This window comes from Helicobacter pylori (genome assembly GCF_016755635.1).
Taxonomy (GTDB): Bacteria; Campylobacterota; Campylobacteria; order Campylobacterales; family Helicobacteraceae; genus Helicobacter; species Helicobacter pylori_CQ.
This window is the reverse complement of sequence record NZ_CP051500.1, coordinates 747,612-769,958: the sequence shown is the minus strand read 5'-3', so window position 1 is coordinate 769,958 and position 22,347 is coordinate 747,612. Positions and strand designations below refer to the sequence as shown.

Below are 22,347 nucleotides of genomic sequence, written 5' to 3'. Positions count from 1 at the left end.
CGCAAAAATGATAGAACTTTTGCGCTTGTTTAGCGCAAAAAATTACACCTACCATGTTTAACCCTTTCTAACTTTAAATCTTAAATTGATTGACTAATTGATATAGCGTTTCAACAAATCGTTATAAAAATCAATGCGTCTGTCTCTTAAAAACGGCCACATTCGGCGCACTTCTTCGGTGCGTTCTAAATCAATTTCCGCATACAAAATCTCTTCTTTATCGCTCGCTTTAGCTAAAAATTCGCCCAAAGCCCCCACCACAAAACTAGAGCCAAAAAAAGTAATACCCCCCTTAATCGCGCCGCTAGGATCTAATTCTGTGCCCACTCTGTTAGTCGCAATCAAAGGCAAGCCATTAGCGATCGCATGCCCTCTTTGGATAGTCTCCCATGCGTTTTGCTGGCGTTTTTTTTCTTCATTAGAATCTTCTTCTAAAAACCCTATCGTGCTAGGATAGATTAAAATTTCTGCACCTTTTAAAGCCATGATCCTTGCTGCCTCAGGATACCACTGATCCCAGCACACCATAAGCCCTAATTTGCCCACGCTTGTAACAATAGGCTCAAAGCCCAAATCCCCCGGCGTGAAATAAAATTTTTCATAAAACCCTGGGTCATCAGGAATGTGCATTTTGCGATACACTCCAGCGATTGAGCCATCTTTTTCAAACACAACCGCGCTGTTGTGATACAACCCTTTAGCGCGCTTTTCAAATAAAGAAGCGATAAGCACCACTTGAAATTTTTGAGCTAAAGCGCTAAAAAAAGCCTTATCTTCTTCAAAATACTCGCCCAAATCAAAAAATTTAGGGTTCTCGCTCTGGCAAAAATAACTATAAGGGTTCAATTCTTGCAACACCACTAAATTGGTTTTAGGGTGTTTTTTTAGCGCTTGTTCAAGCAAGTTGGCTGTATGCTCTATAGTCTTTTTTCTAGAGCCGCAATAAGCATGCTGGAGGATGCCTGCATAAATCATTTTTCACTCTTCTTCATAATCAGAGTTATAGTCTTCATAATCGTCATCATCATAGACATTCTTATAATCATTATACTCTTCATCTTCTTCTTCAAAGCCCTCTAATTCTTCCTCTTCAAAATCTTCCAATTCGTCTTCGTAATCTTTCATTCCACTTCCTTTCATTAGTAATATTTTATTTGATAATGTCTTGCACGACTTCACTCGCTATTTGCAAACCAAAACTCGCCGTAACCGCATTAAAACTCCCAAGCTCTATGCAATGCGGAATTTCAGGGCTAAAAACCACTTTAAAATCCCCTTTAAAACGGCGTTTTTTTAAAAAATCCCTAAACTTACGCCCGAATTTATCGCCATAGCTTTCCCAAACGCTCCCCACTTTGATGTGTTTAGGATTCAAACGCTTCGCGCTCCCCATAGAGCTGATAAACTTCCCGTAAGCGAAATTTTGACATTTTATCGCCAAGCTTGTTTTAATAGGCAAATCGTCCATGCAATCTAAAATGTAATCATAATCTCTAAAATTAAATGAATTTAAAAACGCTTCATCTATGCGACAATTCAAAGCTTGAACGCCCTTATAGAGATCTTGCAACACCAACACTTTAGATTCTCCTATCCTTTCTGATCCAATCTGGCGGTTTTGATTGGTAACATCAAACACATCTTTATCAATGATAGTGATTTGCCCTATCCCCACACGATACAAAGCGTCTAACGCAAAGCCTCCAACGCCCCCCACGCCACAGATTAAAACCCTTTGTTGGCGGATTTTTTCAAAATCGTTTTTAAACAACCACCTTATGCGCGTGAATCTATCTATGGGTTCAGACAATCTTTAGCCTTCAATAAAAATAGTGCTTTTATTGTATCGTAGTTTAAAAAATCTAAGACAAAAATTTTTGAATCTTCTTAGCCTTATGCATTTGTGATTGCAGTTCTTCTTTTTCTTTTTCTAATAGTTCAATGCTTTGGGCTATCATTTCCTTAAGGTTTAAAAGCGTGTCTAAATCCAAGCTTTTTATTTGCTCTAAAGAAAGGTGCTCTATCAATGAAAAGGCAAGTTTAGAATCTTTTTTAATGAGAGCGATTTTAAAGGGATCTAATAACATGTCAGGCGAGTTCATCTGAATGGATTTCCCTCCATGCTTCTAGTAACCCCCTAGCCACATTCAACACCAAATCAATCTTACTCGCATCGTTTTCCACATTGGCCTGCGTTAAAACTTTGATTTGATGGGTGTATAAGCCTGTAAGATACACCGCCACTTCCCCCCCTTTTTCATAATCTAAAATATTCAACAATTCTGTGAAAATATCCGTAACCCTGTTAATATAATAAATTTTTTTTTCAATGTCTTCATTTTCAATACAGCGTTTGGCTTGCGAAGAAAATCTTAAAATCCCTTCATAAAGCATTTCAATGAGTTTTGCCGGGGATTCCACACTCACTCGGTTATGCTGGTAGGCTTGATAAGCGTTAGCGTATTGCATAATGTTCCTTTATCCTTTAAGATTGATAATTCTTTTTAATTCTCTTTAATTCTTTTTAGCCGCCGCTTGATCGATCATCATTTGCACGGAATTGAATTTTTGATTGGCTTTAGAAATTTGGCTATCATAAGCCGCAAAGCGCTCCGCCATGATGTTGTATCGGGTTTTTAAAAGCTCTTGAGCGTTTTCTTTGTCTTTGGTTAGGCTTTTAGCGTCTCTGTCTAGGGAATCTTCATAAATCTTTAATTTAGCGTTCCCTCCATCTATGAGATTGGCGATGACTTGATTGAATTTAGAAAAAATGCCCTCTTGGTGGATCTCTCTGCCCCCCATATCCTTGCTATCGCTCCCATAGAAAAAATCTTGAGTCGCTTTAGGATTAGAATTTAGCGCACTACTCAATTTAGCCTCATCTAAACTCATCACGCCTTTATCGTCCAAACTAAGCCCGTATTTCATCAAGCTTTCTACCCCATTATCCGTATGCACGCTATAAGAAAACACGTTATTAAGAGAAGAACGAATCGCGCGAATATCGCCCACGCCGTTAAAAATCCCAGCGATTTTGGTGTCAGCGTCATAACGAGTGTCTTCATCCAGTTTAGGGATAAGCTCATTATAGGCTTTGACAAATTCAGTAAGGCTGTCTATAATGGCTTGATTGTCCCTGCTCACGCTGATAATGGCAGGCTTATTAGGCTCTGTGGTTTGCTCTAAAGTGATATTAACCCCGCTAATCACATCATTGACTTCATTAGTGGGGCGTGTGATGCTCACCCCATTATAAGTGAATGCTGAATCGCTCGCTTTTTGCAAATTTTTAGACATAAAAAGCGTGTTTTGTGAAGCTTCATAAGATTGTACCATGCCAGCACTTAAACCCAAATCCTTCAAACTGGCCTTGCCTAAAGCGTCCTCTCCCTTAATCGTTAGCATCCCGGTTTTAGAATTGATCACAAGCTTGCCTTCGGCGTTCTTAAACGCATTCAAGCCTTCTTTGGAATTGATCGCTTGAATGATAGCGTCTGTGTTTTCTTCGCTGGTGTTGCTTTCTTTGGTTAAAGCGCTCAAATCCAATTTTTGGCCATTCAAGCTAACCACCCCTTCTAATTTACCCTCTTTTATGGTGCGAGAGCTTTTCAATAAATCGCTTTCTTGGGTGGTGGTTTGCAAAAACCCAAGCTCTTTAGCCTTATTCCCTTTAATTTCAATGTTTCCCCCACGCCTGTCATTAATGATTAAAGATTCCCCCCCATGAAGAGTGTCTATGGAAATATCCCCATTAGCGATCAAATCTTTAAAATTAGGGTCATTTTCTAAAGCCTGCTCCATCGCTTTTTGGATTGCGGTGTTTTTTTGTTTGATAGAAGCGCTTTCAGGGAGCTCTAGCATGATGGGGACTTCATGCATGTTCCCATCAGCCCCCTTTAAATTCAAACTCACTTCACTCTTTCCGCTTCCATCAACCCCCAAAGAAAGGGCGTTTTTGTTAGTGAGTGTGGATTGGAGGTGTGAGCCAAAATAGACTCGGTTGTCTTCGCCGGTGTTTTTAGTATTCACCATTAATTGGTAGGGGTCATTCCCTCCTGTTTTCATCACAATGCCCATCACTTCGCCATTGGTAGCGTCCGTGATGCTTTGAGCCACATCGCCTAAAGTCATTCCCGCTTTAATATCAACGGCGTAGTCCTTGTTTTGCGTGTAAAACTTGAGCGTGGTATCCACTTGGCTGAAAATATCATCTCTTGAAGAAAATTTCGCCCCTAGTTCGTTAATATCGCCTTGCGCTAAATTTTGCACATCCACCTTAATATCCTGGATAGGCACGCCAGCCCCCACGCTCGCGCTCAACGCATCGCCTGTAACATTGCTTTTCCTGCTGATATAAGTGGAATAATCCGAAAGCGTTTTAACCGGGCCTTTTAGAGATGAAAGGAGTGTTTTAATTTCCACTAGGGCTTTTTGTTTTTCAACATTTTGCTCCATTTTCTTGTCTAAGGGGGCGATTAACGCTTTTTCATCGGCGTCCTTAAGCTTGTCAATCACATCGTAATTCAAAACCTTACTGCCAAGCCCCAATGAGCTTAATGAACCTATTGCCATGTTTTACCTCTAATGTTTAGCCTCTTTTATCAAAGATAATGCCTATCACATCGCGCATTCTTTGCATAAGCTCCACGGCTTCTTTAGAGGGTATTTCTCTTATCACCTTATCCCCATTAGCGTCTTTGACTGAAACCACTAACCCTTTAATCGTATCGTTATAACTGAAATTAATATCCGTGCCAATGCGTTTCATCTCTTCATTCAGACGCTCGCTCAATAATTCTAGTTTGGGTTTGTATTGATCAGGATCTATTGTTGTCTTAGATTCATCAATAGTGTTTATAGTGTTTGTGCGACTGATCTCTTTTGTAGGGGTTGTTTGAACGCTTGCATGAGATGCGGGAATCCCAATCCCTTGAACTTCATTGACCATAAAAACCTCCAAATTTTTCCATGCCTACAAGTATAATTATTTCTTTGTTTGCATAAGCTCTTTAGCCAATATCGGCAATAAAAATGATTTGTTAAATCTTAATTGCGCGCAATGAGTTCTAAGGGGTTAATGTGCTTTTCTCTCATGGTAACTTCAAAGCCCAAGCGTTGCTCAATACGCCCTAAAACATAGCCTTTTTGGATCCGCATGCCGCTTTTAATGGTGGGGGCGATTTTATCCAGTTGAGAATAAATCGTGCGGATGCCGTTTTTATGCTCAATGATAACGACTTTTTTAAGCATGTTGATTTCTTTAGCGAACACGATTTTCCCGTCCAAAACATTACGCACCAAAGCGTTTGGGGTTTTTGACACTAGCGTAATAGACTCGCTAAAAATTTTTAAATTATAAACCGGATCAATATAGGGGCCAAATTTTTGCACCACTTCATAATCGTTCAAAGGAGCGATCGTTTTTGGCCCGTTATAGCTCGTGGTGTTGATATTTTGATAAGAGCTAGCCACTTGTTTGACTTCTAAGGCTTGAGAAGATTTTTTCAAACTGACCCTCTCTTCATTTTCTCTATTTTGTTTGATGATATTCAAGCGTTTTAAAAGAGCGTTTAAATTCTGGCGCTCTTTTTCTAAAAGGGTTAGCCGTTGGTTATAGATCGCATAATCTTTTTGCATGCTCAAAATGAGCTTATTTTGTTCGGTTTGCAAGGATTTTAAGGTTACTTCACGAGTTTTTTGCTCATCTATGACAGATGAGATTTTTTGAATGCTGCTTTTGACTTTTAAAGCTTGCGTATTGAGATCTTTTTCTTCTTGGCTTAGTTGCGACATTTTAGACAGGGTGCTTTGGTGCAAGTTTTCAAACGCCACTTGTAAAATCACATCACTAGAAGAGGCTAAATTCTGCCCCTTTAGGGCTTGTGAAAAAAGAAAATCCTCTAAAAGCGTATCAAACACCCTCTTTTGTAAAAATGATCGTTGTTTTTGCAAATGATCTAAAGACTTGCGGTAGTTGGTTAGGACTTTTTCTTGCGCCAAACTTTCGTTACGATTTTTTTCAAGACTCTTTTTTAAAGCGATCATTTGGCGCTCCATCTCCGCTTTTTGAAGCTCTTTAGAGCGGATCGCTTCGCCCAAAGAACTCAAACGGCTGTTCAGTTGGTTTTTTTCTTCATGGGTTTTTTTCAAAAGGGTTTCTTTATGCTGGATATCTTTAGCAATATCGCTCACTTTTTGCGTGTTAGCTGATAGTAAGGTGGCTAACAAAAACACCCCTAATTTATACATGTCTAGTCCTCCAAGCTACAAGTAAAACAGAAACAAATGAGACCACAAGGCTAAAAAGCAGTCCCCATAAAAAATGGTTTAAAACAAACGCGCCTCCTATAATACCCAAAGTATCCATCGTTTTTTCAAAACCTTTTTGCGAAGTGATATAAAGCATGAGCATGGGGGCTAAAAAACTAGCGATTAAAGAATCCATTAAAGCTATTTTATACAAAAACCCGTTTTTAAAAGACACCGAAGCCCCTAATAAATCCATGATCTCTAACCTCTCATGGTATTGATAGATCCAGATGCGGACTTGCTTAAACATCAATAAAACCGATAAAACAAAGACCACTAACGCAAAGATATAGACCGCTATTTTAATAAAACTCAAGAGATCATACACTTGCATGTAAGTTTTGGCAAAGACTTCAACTTTTTGAACGCCAGGGATTTTGAGCAATTTTTCTTTAATGTTTTCTAAACGCTCTTGAGTGGGGAATGTGGAAAGTTGTAAAGAATAAAAAAAGGGTAAATTTTTTTTTAATTCCTTAAGCCCGTCTGTACCTAAAGTTTTTTGAAGAGGTTCTAAAGAATAATTAGGATCAATTTCTTTTAACGCTATGATTTCGTTAAAATTTTGATGCAACAATTCCAAGCTTAATTTTTGCGTGCTGGCTAACACGACTGAATAATCTTCAATCAATTTTTTTTCTTTCTGTTCGATCGCTTGATTGATAAACAACACACACTCCAAGCTAAACAATAACGCCACTAGGGGAATGATAAAGGCTAAATGCTTTTTAAGAGTATTCATAAACTTCCCCATCTTCTATGTAAAATTTTCGGTGATAAGCGCTAAAATTTTTAGGGAATTTGTGCGTAACCACCACGATCGTAGCGTTTAATTGCGTGTTCATGCCCCTTAATAGACTCCAGATTTTATCGCTAGAATAATCGTCTAAATTCCCGGTAGGCTCATCGGCCAAAATGAGTTCAGGGCAGTTCGCCATAGCCCTAGCCATAGCCACTCGCTGTTGTTCGCCCCCACTGAGCTCTTTGGGGTAGCGGTTAGCCTTATGGCGTAAATCAATATGCCCTAAAAGTTTTTCTAGTTGCAAGTGGCATTCTTCTTTTTTGATTCCGCAAATAATCATCGGCAGTTTGATGTTTTGCTCAATCGTGTAGTCTTGGATCAATTTATAATCTTGGAAAACCACGCCAATATTTTTACGCAAATCCAAAATCGTTGATTTTGAAGCGTTGTTCATGTTGGTATTGCAAACTTCTAATTTACCGCTAAAAACCTTTAAATCCCCATAAAACGAACGCAAAAGCGTGCTTTTACCGCTCCCACTAGGCCCTGAAATGAACACAAAATCTTTTCGTTTGATGCGCAAATTGGCATGTTTAATGACCGGTTCGTTTTGCTGGTATTGCAAGCATAGATTATTCGCTGCGATGATCACGCTCATCAAACTCCCTTTTGGCTTAGGATATTTTGAAGCAAAAGGTGCGCTTTGTGGTTGTTTAAGGTTTTTAAGGGGCTTTTATTGAGATAAAAAATCTGATTTTCTGCCAATAAAACAAACAAACGCACAGGCCAATCAAAATCCCCCATGCTCAATTCCACTAAAAAATCCCCCTTATCCTCATAAATATTACAAACATGCACAAAATACCCCTCTTGGATGATTTTTTTGGTTTTTAAAATCGTTTTAACGCTCTTTTTACTCATTGTTATTGTATCAAAAGAAAAATCAAATGCATGGTCATCAAAAGGGGTTTCATTTAATTCTAAAGAATAAATTCTTAAATCATAAATATCTTTTTTGAGTTTATTCCAACGCGCTTCATACTTGCTGATAACCGGGATTTGAGCATTTTTTTTGATTTCTATCTCGCATTGAAAGTTTTTTAGGGCTAATTTTAGGCTGTCTTCAAAATAAAGGCTATCATCGGTGCGTAATTCCAAAAACCCTCTAGGCTTTAAAACCCTTAAAGCTTCGTTTAAAAACTTTTCGCTTAGCACCCGGCGGTGTTTTTTCTCATTCCATGGCACAGGGAAATGCACAAAAATTTTCTCGCACTTATAATTTGGCATGCTCTCTAAAATTAAACGGCCATCGCCTTGCAAGATGTGCAGATTTTTTAAATCCAACAATTCAATTTGCTTTAACGCTTGCGCGATAGAGGGGGTGTGAATCTCTATCCCTAAGCATGTTTTAGTGGGGTTGTTTTTGGCTAATTCTATCAAATGTCTCCCGCTCCCAAAACCAATTTCGGCTAGAATAGGGGCTTGATTGTTTTGGATAAAGTCTTCAAAAGCCTCTAAATCAAGGGTTTTTTTTCCGCTCGCATGTTTAGAATTTTCTTGCAAATTATGCGAAATGACTTCAAAAGATTGCGAATAAATCCTTAAAGCTTGTTTTAAAATCTCTCTTTTTAAGGGCGTCGCTTTTTCGCTTTTGATCAAAAAATCATTCGCTCGCCGGATTTTTTGCAATAAAAAAATATGATCCTTAAAACTCGCATGCACACAGCTTTTAGTGGGGTGTTTTAAGCTTAAAAATTCCCTATGGAAACAAAAATCCCCTTTGATTATGGGGTATTCTAAAGGCTTGGAATTTAATTTGGCTAAAAAATGGGGCATTAAAACCCTTTTAGTGCTCTAAAAACAAACGCACTTCTTTGCTTGGGTGCGACTCTAAACCATCTTTATCCACGCTCACCACTTGATAGCGGTAAGCCACGCCCACTCTCATGTCCTTATCCACGAATTGGTTTTTGGTGATATTCCCAAAACGCAAAGGGGTTTTAGAATTGGCTTCAAAACGATACACCGCATAGGTGGCTATTTTAGCGCTTGGGTTATTTTCCCATTGAATGAAAGCTGAAGAGTCTTGAATAGTCCCTTTAGTGATGATAGGGGCTTCGGGCCTGTCAGCGGTCTCACCCATGGCAGGCTCTTTGGGTAACGCCCCTTCAAGATGCGTTTTATCAAGGGCAACGACTTTATAATAACGAGTGAGATTGTCTTTTTCTATTTTATCCACATAGGAAGTGTTGGTGGTTTGAGCGATGAATTTGTATTTATCGTTGCGGTTATTGGAAGCGTAAATGCGATAAGCTATCACATCTTCTTGGGTGGATTTGTCCCAACTCAATTCAATGTGTCGTGTGAGGTTTTGGCTCACTCTAACATTAGTGATTTCTTTGGGTAAGTCTTTGGTTTTCCCCTCCACTATGACGCTAGGCCTGGATTTATCCCCCATGAAATTTTCAGCAATGACTTGGTAGCGGTATTTTTTCCCATCCTCTAAATCTTTATCAAAAAACTCCACAAACAAGCGGTTTTTCACAGCCCCCACATTCAAAAATTTGCCTTCTTTATTCTGCCTTTGAATGATGTATCTTGAAACGCTAGGGTTAGGGTGCGGGCTCCAAAAGACTTTCACGCTTTTAGGGTATTCAAGGCTTGCGAACACGCTTTCTACAGGATTGATAAAAGAGGTTTTTACTAGAATGGGGTCTGAAAGGTTAGAGATTTTATCGCCCTTGTAAGTGGCGAGTTGGTAAGTGTAAGAACTCTCTGTTTCTAGCCCCTCATCATAATAGTGGGTCGCATAAGGGTTCTTAATCGTAGCGATTCTTTTAAGCTTGGAGTCTTTTTTCAAACGATACAAAATAAACCCATCAATGTCATAAGTATCAGCGATTTTAGGCCATTCAAAACCCACTGAACTCACATCGTTAATCGTTTTAATAGAATGGACTACCGGAAGCTTAGTATCTGTATTTTCTTGATTATTAAGGGCTGAAAAAGTATGATTCCTGGTAGAAGAACACCCTATAAAAACCGCTAATACCACACTACTTTGCAATAAAAGCGTGAAGTATTTTTTCTTCATCCAAGACCTCATCTAAATTCTCCTTGTCAAAAACTTTTTTAAGGTATTCTAACATATCCTTTAATAGGGGAACTTTAAAGCGCAGTTTTTGCTCGCTTCTAGGGTGTTTGAACTCTATCAAATAGGCATGCAGCATGATTCTTATGTCTTCTTTAGAAAGTGCCCCATTAAGCCCGTAAAGATTATCGCCTATGATGTGTCTGTTCAAATATTCTAAATGCGCTCTGATCTGGTGCGTGCGCCCGGTGAACAATTTAGCCCCTATCAAATCCATGCCATTTTGAGAAGTCAGCAGGCTAGTAAATTCGCTTTTAGAATAACGGCTTTTTTCTTTTTTGGCCGCTTTGAGCGCTATCATTTTTAAGCGGTTATTAGGGTTTCTTGCCAAATAGCATTCCACGCTCATTTTTTCTTCTTTTAGGGGCGTTGAAAGCAAGGCGATATAATAGCGCCCCATTGTTTTAGTTTTGAGTTGCTCGCTCAAATGAACATGGGTAAAATTGTTTTTAGCGATGACAATCCCTCCGCTTGTGTCCTTATCCAAACGATGCACAATCCCATAGCGCTCTTTTGAGCCAAGATTAGAAAGCTCGTAATTTTGAGATTCCAACCAATCCACTAAAGTAGGCTCTTTCACGCTTGGGGCTTTATGGACGACTAGATTAGGGGGCTTATTCAACACCAACAAGTCTTCATCTTCAAAAATGACTTCTATTTCTAAATCAAGCTCTTTTTTTAAGGGTTTGGGCGCGATTTTGGGCGTTAAAAGCGTGATTTCATCGCCCTCTTTTAAGGCTAGCCCCCCTTTTTTGACCTCCTTTTTTTGACAAAACACCAGCCCTTCTTTAATCAAATTCAATACCTGGTTTTTAGAAATTTGCAATTCTTTGGCTAAAAATTCATCAATGCGTTTGTAATGGGTAGGGGCGATGAAAACTTTTTGCATTCAAACTCTTTTTTGCATTTTTAAAAACCATTATTCTACTCAAAACCTTAAAAAAATCCTATTTCATTATTTGAATACGCTATAATCGGTGCGACAACATTTCGTGGCTCAAATCATTTTAAAAAAGGGGTTCTAATGGAACACGATAACTCTTTAGGCGGTGCGTTCAATAAAGAAACGGGCGAATTAAATACGGATAAACTTCTTAAACACTTTAAAAATCTCAAAGGCATTAAAGAGAGCAAAATGAATATTTTGCTTATGGGAGCTACTGGGGTGGGTAAAAGCTCGCTCATTAACGCTCTCTTTGGTAAAGAAATCGCTAAAGCGGGCGTAGGAAAGCCCATCACTCAGCATCTTGAAAAATACATTGATGAACAGAAGGGCTTGATTTTGTGGGACACTAAAGGTATTGAAGATAAAGATTACCACGATACCATGCAAAGCATTAAAAAAGAAATGGAAGATTCTTTTAAAACGCTTGATGAAAAAGAAGCCATTGATGTGGCGTATTTGTGCGTTAATGAGATTTCTTCTAGGGTTCAAGAGAGAGAGAGTTGTTAAGCTTTGCTAAAAATTGGAATATCCCAACGATTTTCGTTTTCACACGCACTCAAGCCGAAGCCGGCGATGCGTTTGTCCAAGAAACTAAAGAAATCATAGACGAAGAATGGGGCTTTAAAGGTTTTGTCAAAGCTTATGTGAGGGTTAATTCCGTTGCCTTTTCATTTAGAGGTATTGAAGGTTTAGAAGAATTGGTAGCTGAAACGAAAAAATGCTTTTCAGACGCTGAAAAAAATAAGAGAAGGCATTTCTTGAGTATTCAAAAAGCTAATATTCAAGAAAGAAAACAGGCCATGATAGAGGAATGTAAAACCATTATCCATGTTGCATCAGGAGCGGCTGGAGCGGCTGGGGCTATCCCCATACCCTTTAGCGATGCGATCGCTATCGCACCCATTCAAGCAGGAATGATCTACAAAATGAATGACGCTTTTGGAATGGATTTGGAAAAATCTGTAGCCGCATCATTAATCACAGGATTGTTGGGCGTAACCGCTATCGCGCAAGTGGGGAGAACGCTCGTTAATGGCTTCCTTAAATTCATTCCTGTTGTGGGGAGTGTTGCAGGGGGTGCAACCGCTGCGATTATTACAGAAGGCATTGGGTTTGCTTATTTGAAAGTGCTAGAAAAGTGCTTTAATGATGAGACGGGCGAAGTGGAATTGCCTGCAATGGATACGATAAAATCTCTCTTTAAGGAGAGTTATCTCAGTTTGGATACCATCAAAAAATTAAAACCATAAGATTAGGGGTAAAAACGCATGGCATTAGACAAAAGAATCTGGATGCATTTTGATTTTTTGCCTTTTGTGTTTATCATCCCCTTGCTTGTGGTTTCTTTTTTATTGATTTTTGAGAGCAGTGCGGCTTTGAGCTTAAAACAAGGGGTTTATTATGCGATAGGGTTTCTTCTCTTTTGGATCGTGTTTTTTATCCCTTTCAGAAAGCTTGATCGGTGGCTCTTTGTGTTTTATTGGGCGTGCGTGATTTTATTAGCGTTAGTGGATTTTATTGGGTCTAGCAAGCTTGGGGCGCAACGATGGCTAGTCATTCCTTTCACTTCTATCACCTTACAGCCTAGCGAACCCGTGAAAATCGCTATCCTTTTATTGTTAGCGCATTTGATTAAAATCAACCCGCCTCCTTTTAAGGGTTATGATTGGGGCATGTTTTTGAAGCTCAGTTTTTACATTTGCTTACCGGCGGCTTTGATTTTGAAACAGCCTGATTTAGGCACGGCTCTTATTGTGTTAATCATGGGTTTTGGGATTTTATTGATCGTGGGCTTAAGGACTAGGGTGTGGCTCCCTCTTTTTGTCGCTCTTTTAGTGGCTTCGCCTATCGCTTATCATTTTTTGCATGATTACCAAAAAAAGCGCATCGCAGACTTTCTTTCTGAAAAGCCTAATTACCATGTCATGCAATCTATTATCGCTATAGGATCGGGCGGGTTTTTAGGCAAATCTAAAGAAGCTTGCACGCAAACCAAATTCAAATTTTTGCCTATTGCAACGAGCGATTTTATCTTTGCTTACTTCGTGGAGCGTTTCGGGTTTTTAGGGGCTATGTTGCTTTTTGCGATTTATATAGGCTTGAGTTTGCATTTATTTTTTTATCTGTTTGAAAGCAACAGCGATTGGTTTTTAAAGATTGTAGCCCTTGGGATTTCTATTTTAATCTTTGTTTATTCCAGCGTGAATATCGCCATGACTTTAGGGTTAGCCCCTGTGGTGGGGATTCCCTTGCCATTATTTAGCTATGGGGGGAGCAGTTTTATCACTTTTATGATCCTGTTTGCAATCCTAGAAAACCTGCTTGCTTTTCGCTATATTTTTGGATACAATAGCAAACCATCCTTTGGGAATTTTGGATTCTTAGCTCAGCTGGTCAGAGCGCTCGGCTCATAACCGATTGGTCGTAGGTTCAAGTCCTACAGAATCCACCACTCCCGCTTTTTTATTCCCTTTTTAAGTGAAAAGCGATTGGACGCTTTCGTTATGATAAATCCTTCTGATCACTTCCGCAAATAAGGGCGCTACGCTTAAGGTGGTGATTTTATCGCATTTTTGAACTAAAGGGATAGAGTTAGTTACCACCACTTCATCTAACGCGCTTTCTTTAATGCGCTTGATCGCATTCCCGCTCAAAACCGCATGCGTGCCTAACGCCATGACAGAAGTTGCCCCTTGTTCTTTTAAAGCTAAAGCGGCTTTACAGATCGTGCCTGCAGTATCAATCATATCATCCACTAAAATCACATCGCGCTCCTTGGCTGAGCCGATAATATTCATCACTTCGCTTTCATTAGCTTTTTCACGGCGCTTATCCACGATGATTAAATCTAAGCCCATTTGATTGGCAAAATACCTAGCTCTTGTAACCCCACCCACATCAGGGCTAGCGATCACAGGGTTTTTTAACGCTTTAGAGCGGATATAATCTCTAAAGACGATAGATCCGTATAAATTATCCACCGGCACGTCAAAAAAGCCTTGGATTTGCCCGGCATGCAAATCCATCGTAATGATCCTTTCAATCCCCACTTCTTGCATCAAATTAGCGACCATTTTAGCCGTGATAGGCACTCTTGGAGCCGCTTTTCTGTCCTGTCTAGCATAGCCAAAATACGGCAACACCGCTGTGATAGAATTGGCCGAACTGCGCCTTAAAGCATCTACCATGACTAACAATTCCATTAAATTGTCATTGACCGGCACGCAAGTAGGCTGGACAATAAAAATATCCTTACCGCGCACCGATTCGCTGATTTGGATATTGATTTCGCCATCGCTGAATTTGCCTATCACCGCTTTGGATAAGGGAATGCCTAAATGCTTTGACACTTCTTTGCCAAATGCAGGGTGAGCGCTCCCTGAAAAAATCTTAAACCCACGCATCTTTGTCTTAAACCCACGCGCCTTCATCGCTTACACTCCCTAAAATGAATTAAAATCAATTGTAGCGCACCCAAACTAAAAGCGTTTGTTTTCAACCAAGCTCCTTTTCTAATAAGTTTTTTAAGGTAAGATAGGTTTCATTTAAATCAATCCCACACACCCTGGTTTGAGCGATAACGCTTATAAAATTGCTATCGCCTAAAAACCTAGGCACTAAATGCATGTGCAAATGCTCAGGAATCCCTGCTCCGGCGTTTCTGTGCAAATTCAAACCTAAATTGATCCCTTGAGCGCCATAAGCATACAACGCTTTTAATACTTTAGGCACTAATGCATTCATGTTGAGCCAAGTATTCAGCTCTAAAAGTTCAACGCTCGCCTTGTGCGCATGGGGAATGATCAACAAATGCCCTGGGTTATAAGGGTAGGCGTTCATCACAACAAAGAGATCGCTATTTCTATAAAGCACTCTGTTTTCTGAATCCTTTGTAGTGTTTTGAGAAATTTCACAAAAGACACAACTCTTATCTTTCTCTTTCAAATAACTTTCGCGCCAAGGAGCGTATAAATGTTGCATGTTCATTTCCTAAATGTAATTAGGGGCGTCATTAGCGAATAAAATCAAATCGCCTTGAATTGTGGTGGCTTGTAAGATATTTTCCAATTGCGCCTTATCCTTGAGTAAGATTTTTTGGGGGGTTTTCAATTTGGAAGCAATCGTTTTGGAATTCAACTCCCCTGTGATGATAGCGACATCAAAAACCCCATCTATTTTTTGCGCTAAAGCCTCATTACTTTCCACATTGCTTTCCACTAATCCCGGTGTTACAATGACTTTACGCCCTTCATACAAACTCGCTAAACGAATGCCCTCTAACATGCCCTTTAAATTCCCATTAAAGCTATCGTCTATGATGATTTTTTGATTCACTTCCAAAAGTTGCAAACGATGGGCAATAGGGTTGAGTTCTAAAACAAGCCGTTTGATCCTTTCGGTCTCTAATCCTAAATGCTTAGCGATTAAAATAGCTGAAGCGATATTATAAGCGCTAAACTCCCCTAAAACCTTTGTTTCAAAGCTTTCCCAAACGCTATCTATAAGCATTTCAAAAGAAGTGCCTTTTAAAGTGGATTGGATGTTTTTAACCAAGCTAGAAACATCTATTAAGGGGCTATCTTTAGGGGCATAGGGCTTGATTTTTTCCACAGAGTAACAAAAGGCTTTTTCTAAGCGCTTGGAATCCAATAATTCCGCTTTAGTCTCGCAAATATTTTCTAAAGTTTTAAAATATTCTAAATGCTGTTCGCCCACTTCTGCGATCACGGCAAGGTGCGGTTCAATAAGGCGGGTGATTTCTTTAATATCGCCCTTATTCCTTGCCCCGGCTTCAGCGATATAGATTTCACTCTTATCGTCTAAATTCTGGTTAATATCATTCGCAATCCCTAAAAGGGTATTGACGCTTTTGGGGCTTGCATGCGCGTTGAATGTGGTTTGTAAGATTTGAAGCAAGAAATTTTTGGTGCTGGTTTTCCCAAAGCTTCCGGTAATGGCGATGACTTTTAAGTTTTTTAAAGAAGCGATTTTGTCTTTAGCGGTTTGCAAATACCGCTTGGATAGGACTTTTTCAAAGATTAAAGAAGCGCTCAAAACGAATATAAACAAACACCAATAGCCTAGCGCGAGCGAAATCCCGTTCAAAGGGACTAGTTCTATATTTAAGATTTCATGCAAGATTAAAAAGAGTAATAAGAAAATAAAAAAGCGCTTCACCCTTGGCGTGAAAACTAAAGGCTTGTCGTTGCGTTTGGCCCAGATAATGAGTATGGGCATTTGAATAACGCCACAAAAGAAATCAAAAACAAACGGCATTTTGAAAGCATACGATAGGATAAACACCCCTAAAGGCAATAAAAAATAAATCCCATGCCAACGCATTTTGTGGTGCTTGGTTAAGATCCTAAACACGCTGTAATGATACCATTGCAATAAAGTCATTATATAATAGCCAAGCCCTGTTATAAAGAGCCAACGAAACGCTAAATTCAGCCAACTAAGACTTTGCATGATGATAATTCTCCACTAGTTTTTCAATCTCTTTTGCTTGGTTTAAAAAAAAGAAATGATCCCCTTCTAAAACGAATAATTCGCTCTTTTTCAATAAGGTTCGCATTGTTTGAGCGGAGCTTAAGGGGGTTGCTTTATCATCTTTACCCCAAAATAATAAAACTTCCTTCTCGCATCGTTTGAAATGCTCGCTAAAGTCTTCGCTAATCACTTTTTTAAAGGTTTCATACATGACTTGATTAAGCCCCATAGCGTCCTTACTCCTCAAAAACCCTAAATTCAAGCCTAATTTTTTAAAGATTTTAGCTAAAAGGATTTTACAACGCACTTTTAAGGGTTTTGGCTCTAAGATCCCAGCGCTGCTCAATAAAACAATCCGTTCGTTTTCACACAAGATCGCTACTTTCCCTCCAAAGCTATGCCCAAAAACGACATGCGCTTTTTTATCCACGCTTTTTAAGAATAAATTGATGATATTAGCATAATCTTTAGTCTCTAAGACTTTTTCATCGTTGGGGCTTTGATTGAAGCCGGGCAAATCCACATACAAATGATTGTAATTCAAAAAACAGCTTTGAAACGCTTGTTGCATGATTTCTTTAGAACTCCCCCAGCCATGCAAAAACAAGGCGTTTAAAGGGCTATGGTGGTCTATAAAAGTGTAGGAAATGTCAAAAACGCTATCCAAATAAGCGATACTGCGTTTAGCCATTCATTTATTCTTTTGGATTTGCAACAAATAAGAGTTTTTGATTTGGATTTTAGGGGTTTTGGGTAACGATTGCGCTAAATGTTCTAGCGTTGTTTTAAAATCATCAAACAAATAATTGGCCAAACTGCCAGGAATGGGGTTGATCTCATTAAGATACACTTCATTTTCTATGACAAAAAAATCGCAACGGATGATCGCGCCATCAAACAAATCGTTATAGAGTTTTTTAAAATTTTCTTTTAGTTGTTCTTCTAGGGCGTTAGAAAGGTTCGCTTTAGGGGCTTTGGTGCGTGAAAAATCCAAATATTTTTGTTTGAAATCTAAAAATTCCTGTTTGTTAGGCTCTTCAATATAGGAAAAACAGAAATCCTTTTTGATCTTGCAGCCGGCTAAATTGTATTCTTTCACTCCCTGAATGAAAGGCTCTATTAAGATCTCTTTAGAATATTCAAACGCGCCGTCTAAAGCGTAAATCAATTCTTTTTCTTCTTTCACAACGCTCACCCCTAAAGAGCTCCCGGCATTATTGGGCTTGATTATGAAAGGAAAATTAAAGCCAATCAAATTTAGAGCGTTAGCGCGGTTTTTTTCATTCAAAAGAATATGATCTAAAGTCTTTACCCCTAAGTCTTTGGCGTAAAGCTTGGTTAAATATTTGTTATAACTCAATACGCTCGCTTCAATCCTAGGGCCTATAAAAGCGATACGATAAAATTCTAACAAGCTCGCTAATTTCCCATCTTCGCCATCGCCCCCATGCACAAGATTGATCACTAAAGGCAATTCTATCGTTTTAGTGCCTAAAAACGAGTTTTTAAGCAAGCCATTGTGCGTAAGGATTAGGGGAGGTAATTTTTTTTCTTTGATTTGAGCGAAGTATTTTGAATGCATGTTAGATTCTTCAATCAAGTAAAAATGATGGTTTTCATCTAAAAAAATAAAATATTTAATCCTATCCTTTAGCGCTTCTTTAAGCGCGATCGCGCTCACAATACTGATTTCATGCTCAAAACTCGCCCCACCAAATAAAACGCAAAATTCCACGATCAAACTCCCTAAAAACGATTGCAATAAAGTCTATCTATATTTACCTAAAAAAAGGCTTTTGAATTTTCTTACAATTAAAGTTTAATGTTAAAAAATCCCAAAATACTGATGGCTAATAACGCGCTCAATCCGGCTAAAACACCCGCTAAAGCGTCATCAGCCACAACCCCTAAGCCCCCTTTAACTTCTTTGTCTATCTTGCCAATGAGTGAGGGCTTAGTAATATCATAGATCCTAAAAAAGATAAAACTCAAAATTACGCCCGCTAACGATAACCCGCTAATCGCCATCGCCAACCACATGCCCACTAATTCGTCTATCACAATATAAGAGCTGTCATGGATCTTACTCTCTTCTTCTTCTTTATCTATTTGAGCGATAGCGATAAGCCCAATGAAAATTGCCGCTAAAAACAAAGTGTTAGCCGAAAAAATTAAAACAGGTAAGCCTAGCAATAACGCTACTAAACTCCCTATCGTTCCAGGAGCTTTTTTAGAATACCCGCTAAAAAAAAGGGTTAGAAAACACGCGCGAAGACTAAATTTATTCAATCATTGCCTTAAATTCTTTTTAAATCATGGCATTCTAGCATTTTATTTGCATTAAAAAGCGATTTTCTTAAACAATAAGGCTTAATTTTAAGCGCGTTTTAGTATGATACCTTTTAAATTCTCTCAAAAATTAAAGGTTAATTTTAACATGTTGCTTTTCACTCCAGGCCCTGTAGCCATTAGCGAAGAGATGCGCTCAAGCTTTTCTCAGCCAATGCCCCACCACCGCACCAAAGATTTTGAAAAGATTTTCCAAAGCGTGCGAGAAAATTTAAAAAAAATGACCGGTTTAGAAGAAGTTTTGCTTTTAAATAGTAGCGGGACGGGGGCTATGGAAGCGAGCGTGGTTTCGTTGTGTCAAAAAGAGTTGCTTTTTGTTAATGCGGGAAAGTTTGGCGAAAGGTTTGGCAAGATCGCTAAAGCCCATTCTATCAAAGCTCATGAATTAGTCTATGAATGGGACACGCCGGCCCAAGTGGATGGGATATTAAACGCGCTTAAAGCCAACCCTAACATTGATGCGTTTTGCATTCAAGCATGCGAGTCTAGTGGGGGGTTACGACACCCTGTAGAAAAAATCGCTCAAGCGATCAAAGAAACTAACCCGAATGTTTTTGTGATAGTAGATGCTATCACCGCTTTAGGGGTTGAGCCTTTAGAAATAACGCATGTTGATGCGCTCATTGGAGGGAGTCAAAAAGCGTTCATGTTGCCTCCTGCGATGAGCCTAGTCGCATTGAGCCAAAAGGCGATTGAACGCATAGAAGAACGCGATGTGGGGTTTTATTTCAATTTGAAGAGCGAATTGAAAAACCAAAGAAACAACACCACAAGCTACACCGCTCCTATTTTACACACTTTAGGGTTGCAACGCTATTTTGAATTGGTGCAAAATTTAGGGGGCTTTGAAGCGCTCTATAAGGAGACTAAAAGAGTCGCTTTAGCCACTCAAAAAGCCGTTTTAGCGCTAGGTTTAAAGATTTTCCCTAAAAGCCCGAGCTTGAGCATGACAACGATTATTAGCGAGCATGCCAAAGAATTGAGAAACCTTTTAAAAGAAAAATACCAGGTGCAATTTGCGGGCGGTCAAGAGCCTTATAAAGACACACTCATTCGTATCAACCACATGGGGATCATTCCTGTTTATAAAACCGCTTACGCTTTAAACGCCCTAGAATTAGCCCTAAACGACTTGGATTTAAGGGGATTTGACGGTGCGACGAATACAACCTTTTTGAAGCAATATCATGAAATTTAAGGATTATAATGCATTATTCTTATGAAGCCTTTTTGAAAGACAGCCTGGAATTAGTCAAACAAGTAGAGCAAATTTGCAATGTCCCAGAAGCCCTTGTGTGCGTGATGCGAGGGGGCATGACTTTAGCGCATTTTTTGAGTTTGCACTGGGATTTAAGGGAAGTTTATGGCATCAATGCGATTTCTTATGACACCACCCACCGACAAAACGCCCTAAAAATTGAAAATATCCCCACGATCAAAGATCATCTAAAAACCATTTTGGTGGTAGATGAAATCGTAGATAGCGGTAATTCTTTAGAAGCGGTGCTTAAAGTGTTAGAAGAAAGACACCCTGATAAAAAGTTTTATAGCGCGAGTTTGTTCCAAAAAACAAGCGCGAAATACAAAGCCGATGCGTTTTTAAAAGACGCTCCTGAATGGATTGATTTCTTTTGGGAAGTGGATTTGAAAAACTTGAAAAGCCATTAACATGCAAGTTAAAGAAAACAAACAACTTTGCTTAATTTCATTAGGTTGCTCTAAAAACTTGGTGGATTCAGAAGTGATGTTAGGCAAGCTTTATAACTACACGCTCACCAATGACGCTAAAAACGCTGATGTGATTTTGATCAACACTTGCGGTTTTATTGAAAGCGCCAAACAAGAGAGCATTCAAACCATTCTTAACGCCGCCAAAGACAAAAAAGAGGGAGCGATTTTGATTGCGAGCGGGTGCTTGAGCGAGCGCTATAAAGATGAAATCAAAGAGTTGATCCCTGAAGTGGATATTTTTACCGGCGTGGGGGATTATGACAAGATTGATATTTTAATCGCTAAAAAACAAAACCAGTTCAGCGAGCAAGTGTTTTTAAGCGAGCATTATAACGCGCGCATCATCACCGGCTCTAGCGTGCATGCTTACGTTAAAATTTCTGAGGGCTGTAACCAAAAATGCTCTTTTTGCGCTATCCCTAGCTTTAAGGGGAAATTGCAAAGCAGGGAATTAGACTCCATTTTAAAAGAAGTGGAAAATCTCGCGCTTAAAGGCTATAAGGATATGACTTTTATCGCTCAAGATTCTAGCTCATTTTTATACGATAAGGGGCAAAAAGACGGCTTGATCCAGCTCATTAGAGCGATTGACAAGCAACAAGCCTTAAAGAGTGCTCGTATCTTATACCTCTACCCCTCTAGCACCACTTTAGAGCTGATTGGCGCGATTGAAGACTCGCTTATTTTTCAAAATTATTTTGACATGCCCATCCAGCATATCAGCGACTCCATGCTTAAAAAAATGCGTCGCAACTCCAGCCAAGCGCACCATTTAAAGCTTTTAAACGCCATGAAGCAGGTTAAAGAAAGCTTTATCAGAAGCACGATCATTGTAGGGCATCCAGAAGAAAATGAGGGTGAATTTGAAGAATTGAGTGCGTTTTTAGACGAGTTCCGGTTTGACAGATTGAATATTTTTGCTTTCAGCGCGGAAGAAAACACGCATGCCTATTCTTTAGAGAAAGTGCCTAAAAAAACCATCAACGCCCGCATCAAAGCCTTGAATAAAATCGCTTTAAAACACCAAAACCATTCCTTTAAGGCTTTGTTGAATAAGCCCATTAAGGCGTTAGTGGAAAATAAAGAGGGCGAGTATTTTTACAAAGCTAGGGATTTGAGATGGGCGCCTGAAGTGGATGGGGAAATTTTAATCAATGACAGCACCTTAACCACCCCTTTAAAACCCGGGCATTACACGATTATGCCTAGTGTGTTTAAAGACAATATCTTACTCGCTAAGGTTTTGAGCCCTTTTTAAAAGTTAGTCATAAGGCTAAAAGCACGGCTATAGCGTGGCTGGAGCGTGGGGGTTTGCGTTTTTTTTGTTAAAATGCGTCAGAAAAGTTCGGCATGAGGGCAAAAATGAAAAACATTTATCTTGGCGTAGAAAAGAGTATTAAAGATCTTCAAAGTATTTTCAAAAACACTGATGATAAAGATGAAAAACTAAAGAAATTCAACCAAGAAGCGTTGGAGGTGTTTCAAAAATTAGAATCTAAAAGTTTAAAAGAGCTTGAAAGTTTAAAAAATAATGAAGAATGGGAAAATTTTACCATTGCCTTTTATGGGGAAACCGGTGCGGGGAAATCAACCCTTATTGAATGTTTGAGGCTGTTTTTTAAAGAATAA

The 22,347-nt window shown here is 39.2% G+C and carries 26 protein-coding genes and 1 tRNA gene; 8 read left to right on the top strand and 19 right to left on the bottom strand.

Going from position 1 to position 22,347, the window contains the following annotated elements; genetic code table 11:
- Positions 1–93: 93 nt before the first annotated feature.
- The 13 genes from HG567_RS03570 to HG567_RS03510 form a co-directional block, all read right to left on the bottom strand.
- Entirely contained in the window at positions 94–975 is an 882-nt protein-coding gene (locus HG567_RS03570; RefSeq protein WP_202140174.1) for a carbon-nitrogen hydrolase, read from the bottom strand.
- A gap of 3 nt (positions 976–978) precedes the next feature.
- Complete coding sequence (locus HG567_RS03565; RefSeq protein ID WP_000656207.1) at positions 979–1,125, bottom strand: hypothetical protein; 147 nt, start codon at positions 1,123–1,125, stop codon at positions 979–981.
- 25 nt (positions 1,126–1,150) lie between these two features.
- A complete protein-coding gene (locus tag HG567_RS03560) occupies positions 1,151–1,810 on the bottom strand; it encodes a tRNA threonylcarbamoyladenosine dehydratase (RefSeq protein WP_202140173.1) in 660 nt (219 codons plus the stop codon).
- Between the two features lie 52 nt (positions 1,811–1,862).
- Positions 1,863–2,102 (bottom strand): hypothetical protein, encoded by a 240-nt coding sequence (locus tag HG567_RS03555; RefSeq protein WP_202140172.1) that lies wholly within the window; start codon positions 2,100–2,102, stop codon positions 1,863–1,865.
- A complete protein-coding gene (gene fliS, locus HG567_RS03550; RefSeq protein WP_001199081.1) occupies positions 2,089–2,469 on the bottom strand; it encodes a flagellar export chaperone FliS in 381 nt (126 codons plus the stop codon). Before fliS ends, HG567_RS03555 begins: the two co-directional genes overlap by 14 nt.
- Before the next feature lie 45 nt (positions 2,470–2,514).
- Positions 2,515–4,572, bottom strand: coding sequence for a flagellar filament capping protein FliD (gene fliD / locus HG567_RS03545; protein ID WP_202164002.1), 2,058 nt, complete (start codon positions 4,570–4,572; stop codon positions 2,515–2,517).
- 16 nt (positions 4,573–4,588) lie between these two features.
- Positions 4,589–4,948 (bottom strand): FlaG family protein, encoded by a 360-nt coding sequence (locus HG567_RS03540; RefSeq protein ID WP_001876599.1) that lies wholly within the window; start codon positions 4,946–4,948, stop codon positions 4,589–4,591.
- Positions 4,949–5,046: 98 nt separating this feature from the next.
- A complete protein-coding gene (locus HG567_RS03535; RefSeq protein ID WP_202140170.1) occupies positions 5,047–6,249 on the bottom strand; it encodes a murein hydrolase activator EnvC family protein in 1,203 nt (400 codons plus the stop codon).
- A complete protein-coding gene (locus HG567_RS03530; protein WP_202140169.1) occupies positions 6,242–7,048 on the bottom strand; it encodes an FtsX-like permease family protein in 807 nt (268 codons plus the stop codon). Before HG567_RS03530 ends, HG567_RS03535 begins: the two co-directional genes overlap by 8 nt.
- The gene (locus HG567_RS03525) at positions 7,035–7,706 is read right to left on the bottom strand and encodes an ABC transporter ATP-binding protein (protein WP_202140168.1); all 672 of its coding nucleotides are present in this window, start codon (positions 7,704–7,706) and stop codon (positions 7,035–7,037) included. The genes HG567_RS03530 and HG567_RS03525 overlap by 14 nt, the downstream gene beginning before the upstream one ends.
- On the bottom strand, positions 7,706–8,884 hold the full coding sequence (trmB, locus tag HG567_RS03520; RefSeq protein ID WP_202164001.1) for a tRNA (guanosine(46)-N7)-methyltransferase TrmB: 1,179 nt from the start codon (positions 8,882–8,884) through the stop codon (positions 7,706–7,708). Before trmB ends, HG567_RS03525 begins: the two co-directional genes overlap by 1 nt.
- Before the next feature lie 10 nt (positions 8,885–8,894).
- Complete coding sequence (locus HG567_RS03515) at positions 8,895–10,142, bottom strand: fibronectin type III domain-containing protein (RefSeq protein ID WP_202164024.1); 1,248 nt, start codon at positions 10,140–10,142, stop codon at positions 8,895–8,897.
- A complete protein-coding gene (locus HG567_RS03510) occupies positions 10,105–11,088 on the bottom strand; it encodes an RluA family pseudouridine synthase (protein ID WP_202140166.1) in 984 nt (327 codons plus the stop codon). Before HG567_RS03510 ends, HG567_RS03515 begins: the two co-directional genes overlap by 38 nt.
- 135 nt (positions 11,089–11,223) lie before the next feature.
- Between HG567_RS03510 and HG567_RS03505 the strand changes: the two genes are divergently transcribed.
- The 4 genes from HG567_RS03505 (at position 11,224) to HG567_RS03490 (ending at position 13,597) form a co-directional block, all read left to right on the top strand.
- Positions 11,224–11,652 (top strand): GTPase, encoded by a 429-nt coding sequence (locus tag HG567_RS03505; protein WP_202140165.1) that lies wholly within the window; start codon positions 11,224–11,226, stop codon positions 11,650–11,652.
- Positions 11,646–12,395, top strand: a complete 750-nt coding sequence (locus tag HG567_RS03500) for a YcjF family protein (RefSeq protein ID WP_202164000.1) — start codon at positions 11,646–11,648, stop codon at positions 12,393–12,395. Before HG567_RS03505 ends, HG567_RS03500 begins: the two co-directional genes overlap by 7 nt.
- Before the next feature lie 18 nt (positions 12,396–12,413).
- Positions 12,414–13,559 (top strand): FtsW/RodA/SpoVE family cell cycle protein, encoded by a 1,146-nt coding sequence (locus HG567_RS03495; RefSeq protein ID WP_202164023.1) that lies wholly within the window; start codon positions 12,414–12,416, stop codon positions 13,557–13,559.
- Positions 13,521–13,597, top strand: a tRNA-Ile gene (locus HG567_RS03490). Before HG567_RS03495 ends, HG567_RS03490 begins: the two co-directional genes overlap by 39 nt.
- A 22-nt stretch (positions 13,598–13,619) precedes the next feature.
- On the opposite strand, the gene HG567_RS03485 is transcribed toward HG567_RS03490, so the two are convergent.
- The 6 genes from HG567_RS03485 to HG567_RS03460 form a co-directional block, all read right to left on the bottom strand.
- The gene (locus HG567_RS03485; RefSeq protein ID WP_000647456.1) at positions 13,620–14,576 is read right to left on the bottom strand and encodes a ribose-phosphate pyrophosphokinase; all 957 of its coding nucleotides are present in this window, start codon (positions 14,574–14,576) and stop codon (positions 13,620–13,622) included.
- 64 nt (positions 14,577–14,640) lie between these two features.
- On the bottom strand, positions 14,641–15,126 hold the full coding sequence (locus HG567_RS03480) for an HIT family protein (protein WP_202163999.1): 486 nt from the start codon (positions 15,124–15,126) through the stop codon (positions 14,641–14,643).
- 9 nt (positions 15,127–15,135) lie between these two features.
- Positions 15,136–16,617, bottom strand: a complete 1,482-nt coding sequence (locus tag HG567_RS03475) for a Mur ligase family protein (protein ID WP_202163998.1) — start codon at positions 16,615–16,617, stop codon at positions 15,136–15,138.
- Positions 16,604–17,329, bottom strand: a complete 726-nt coding sequence (gene estV, locus HG567_RS03470; protein ID WP_128078240.1) for a lipase EstV — start codon at positions 17,327–17,329, stop codon at positions 16,604–16,606. Before estV ends, HG567_RS03475 begins: the two co-directional genes overlap by 14 nt.
- Positions 17,330–18,373 (bottom strand): D-alanine--D-alanine ligase, encoded by a 1,044-nt coding sequence (locus HG567_RS03465; protein ID WP_202140232.1) that lies wholly within the window; start codon positions 18,371–18,373, stop codon positions 17,330–17,332.
- Positions 18,374–18,450: 77 nt separating this feature from the next.
- Positions 18,451–18,927: a phosphatidylglycerophosphatase A family protein gene (locus HG567_RS03460; RefSeq protein WP_202140161.1), complete on the bottom strand. Its 477-nt coding sequence runs from the start codon at positions 18,925–18,927 to the stop codon at positions 18,451–18,453.
- A gap of 148 nt (positions 18,928–19,075) precedes the next feature.
- Between HG567_RS03460 and HG567_RS03455 the strand changes: the two genes are divergently transcribed.
- The 4 genes from HG567_RS03455 (at position 19,076) to HG567_RS07765 (ending at position 22,347) form a co-directional block, all read left to right on the top strand.
- Complete coding sequence (locus tag HG567_RS03455) at positions 19,076–20,185, top strand: pyridoxal-phosphate-dependent aminotransferase family protein (protein ID WP_202140160.1); 1,110 nt, start codon at positions 19,076–19,078, stop codon at positions 20,183–20,185.
- Positions 20,186–20,193: 8 nt separating this feature from the next.
- Entirely contained in the window at positions 20,194–20,655 is a 462-nt protein-coding gene (locus tag HG567_RS03450) for a phosphoribosyltransferase (RefSeq protein WP_202140159.1), read from the top strand.
- A 1-nt stretch (position 20,656) separates the two neighbouring features.
- The gene (gene rimO, locus HG567_RS03445) at positions 20,657–21,976 is read left to right on the top strand and encodes a 30S ribosomal protein S12 methylthiotransferase RimO (RefSeq protein ID WP_202140158.1); all 1,320 of its coding nucleotides are present in this window, start codon (positions 20,657–20,659) and stop codon (positions 21,974–21,976) included.
- Positions 21,977–22,080: 104 nt separating this feature from the next.
- Entirely contained in the window at positions 22,081–22,347 is a 267-nt protein-coding gene (locus HG567_RS07765; protein ID WP_164863065.1) for a hypothetical protein, read from the top strand.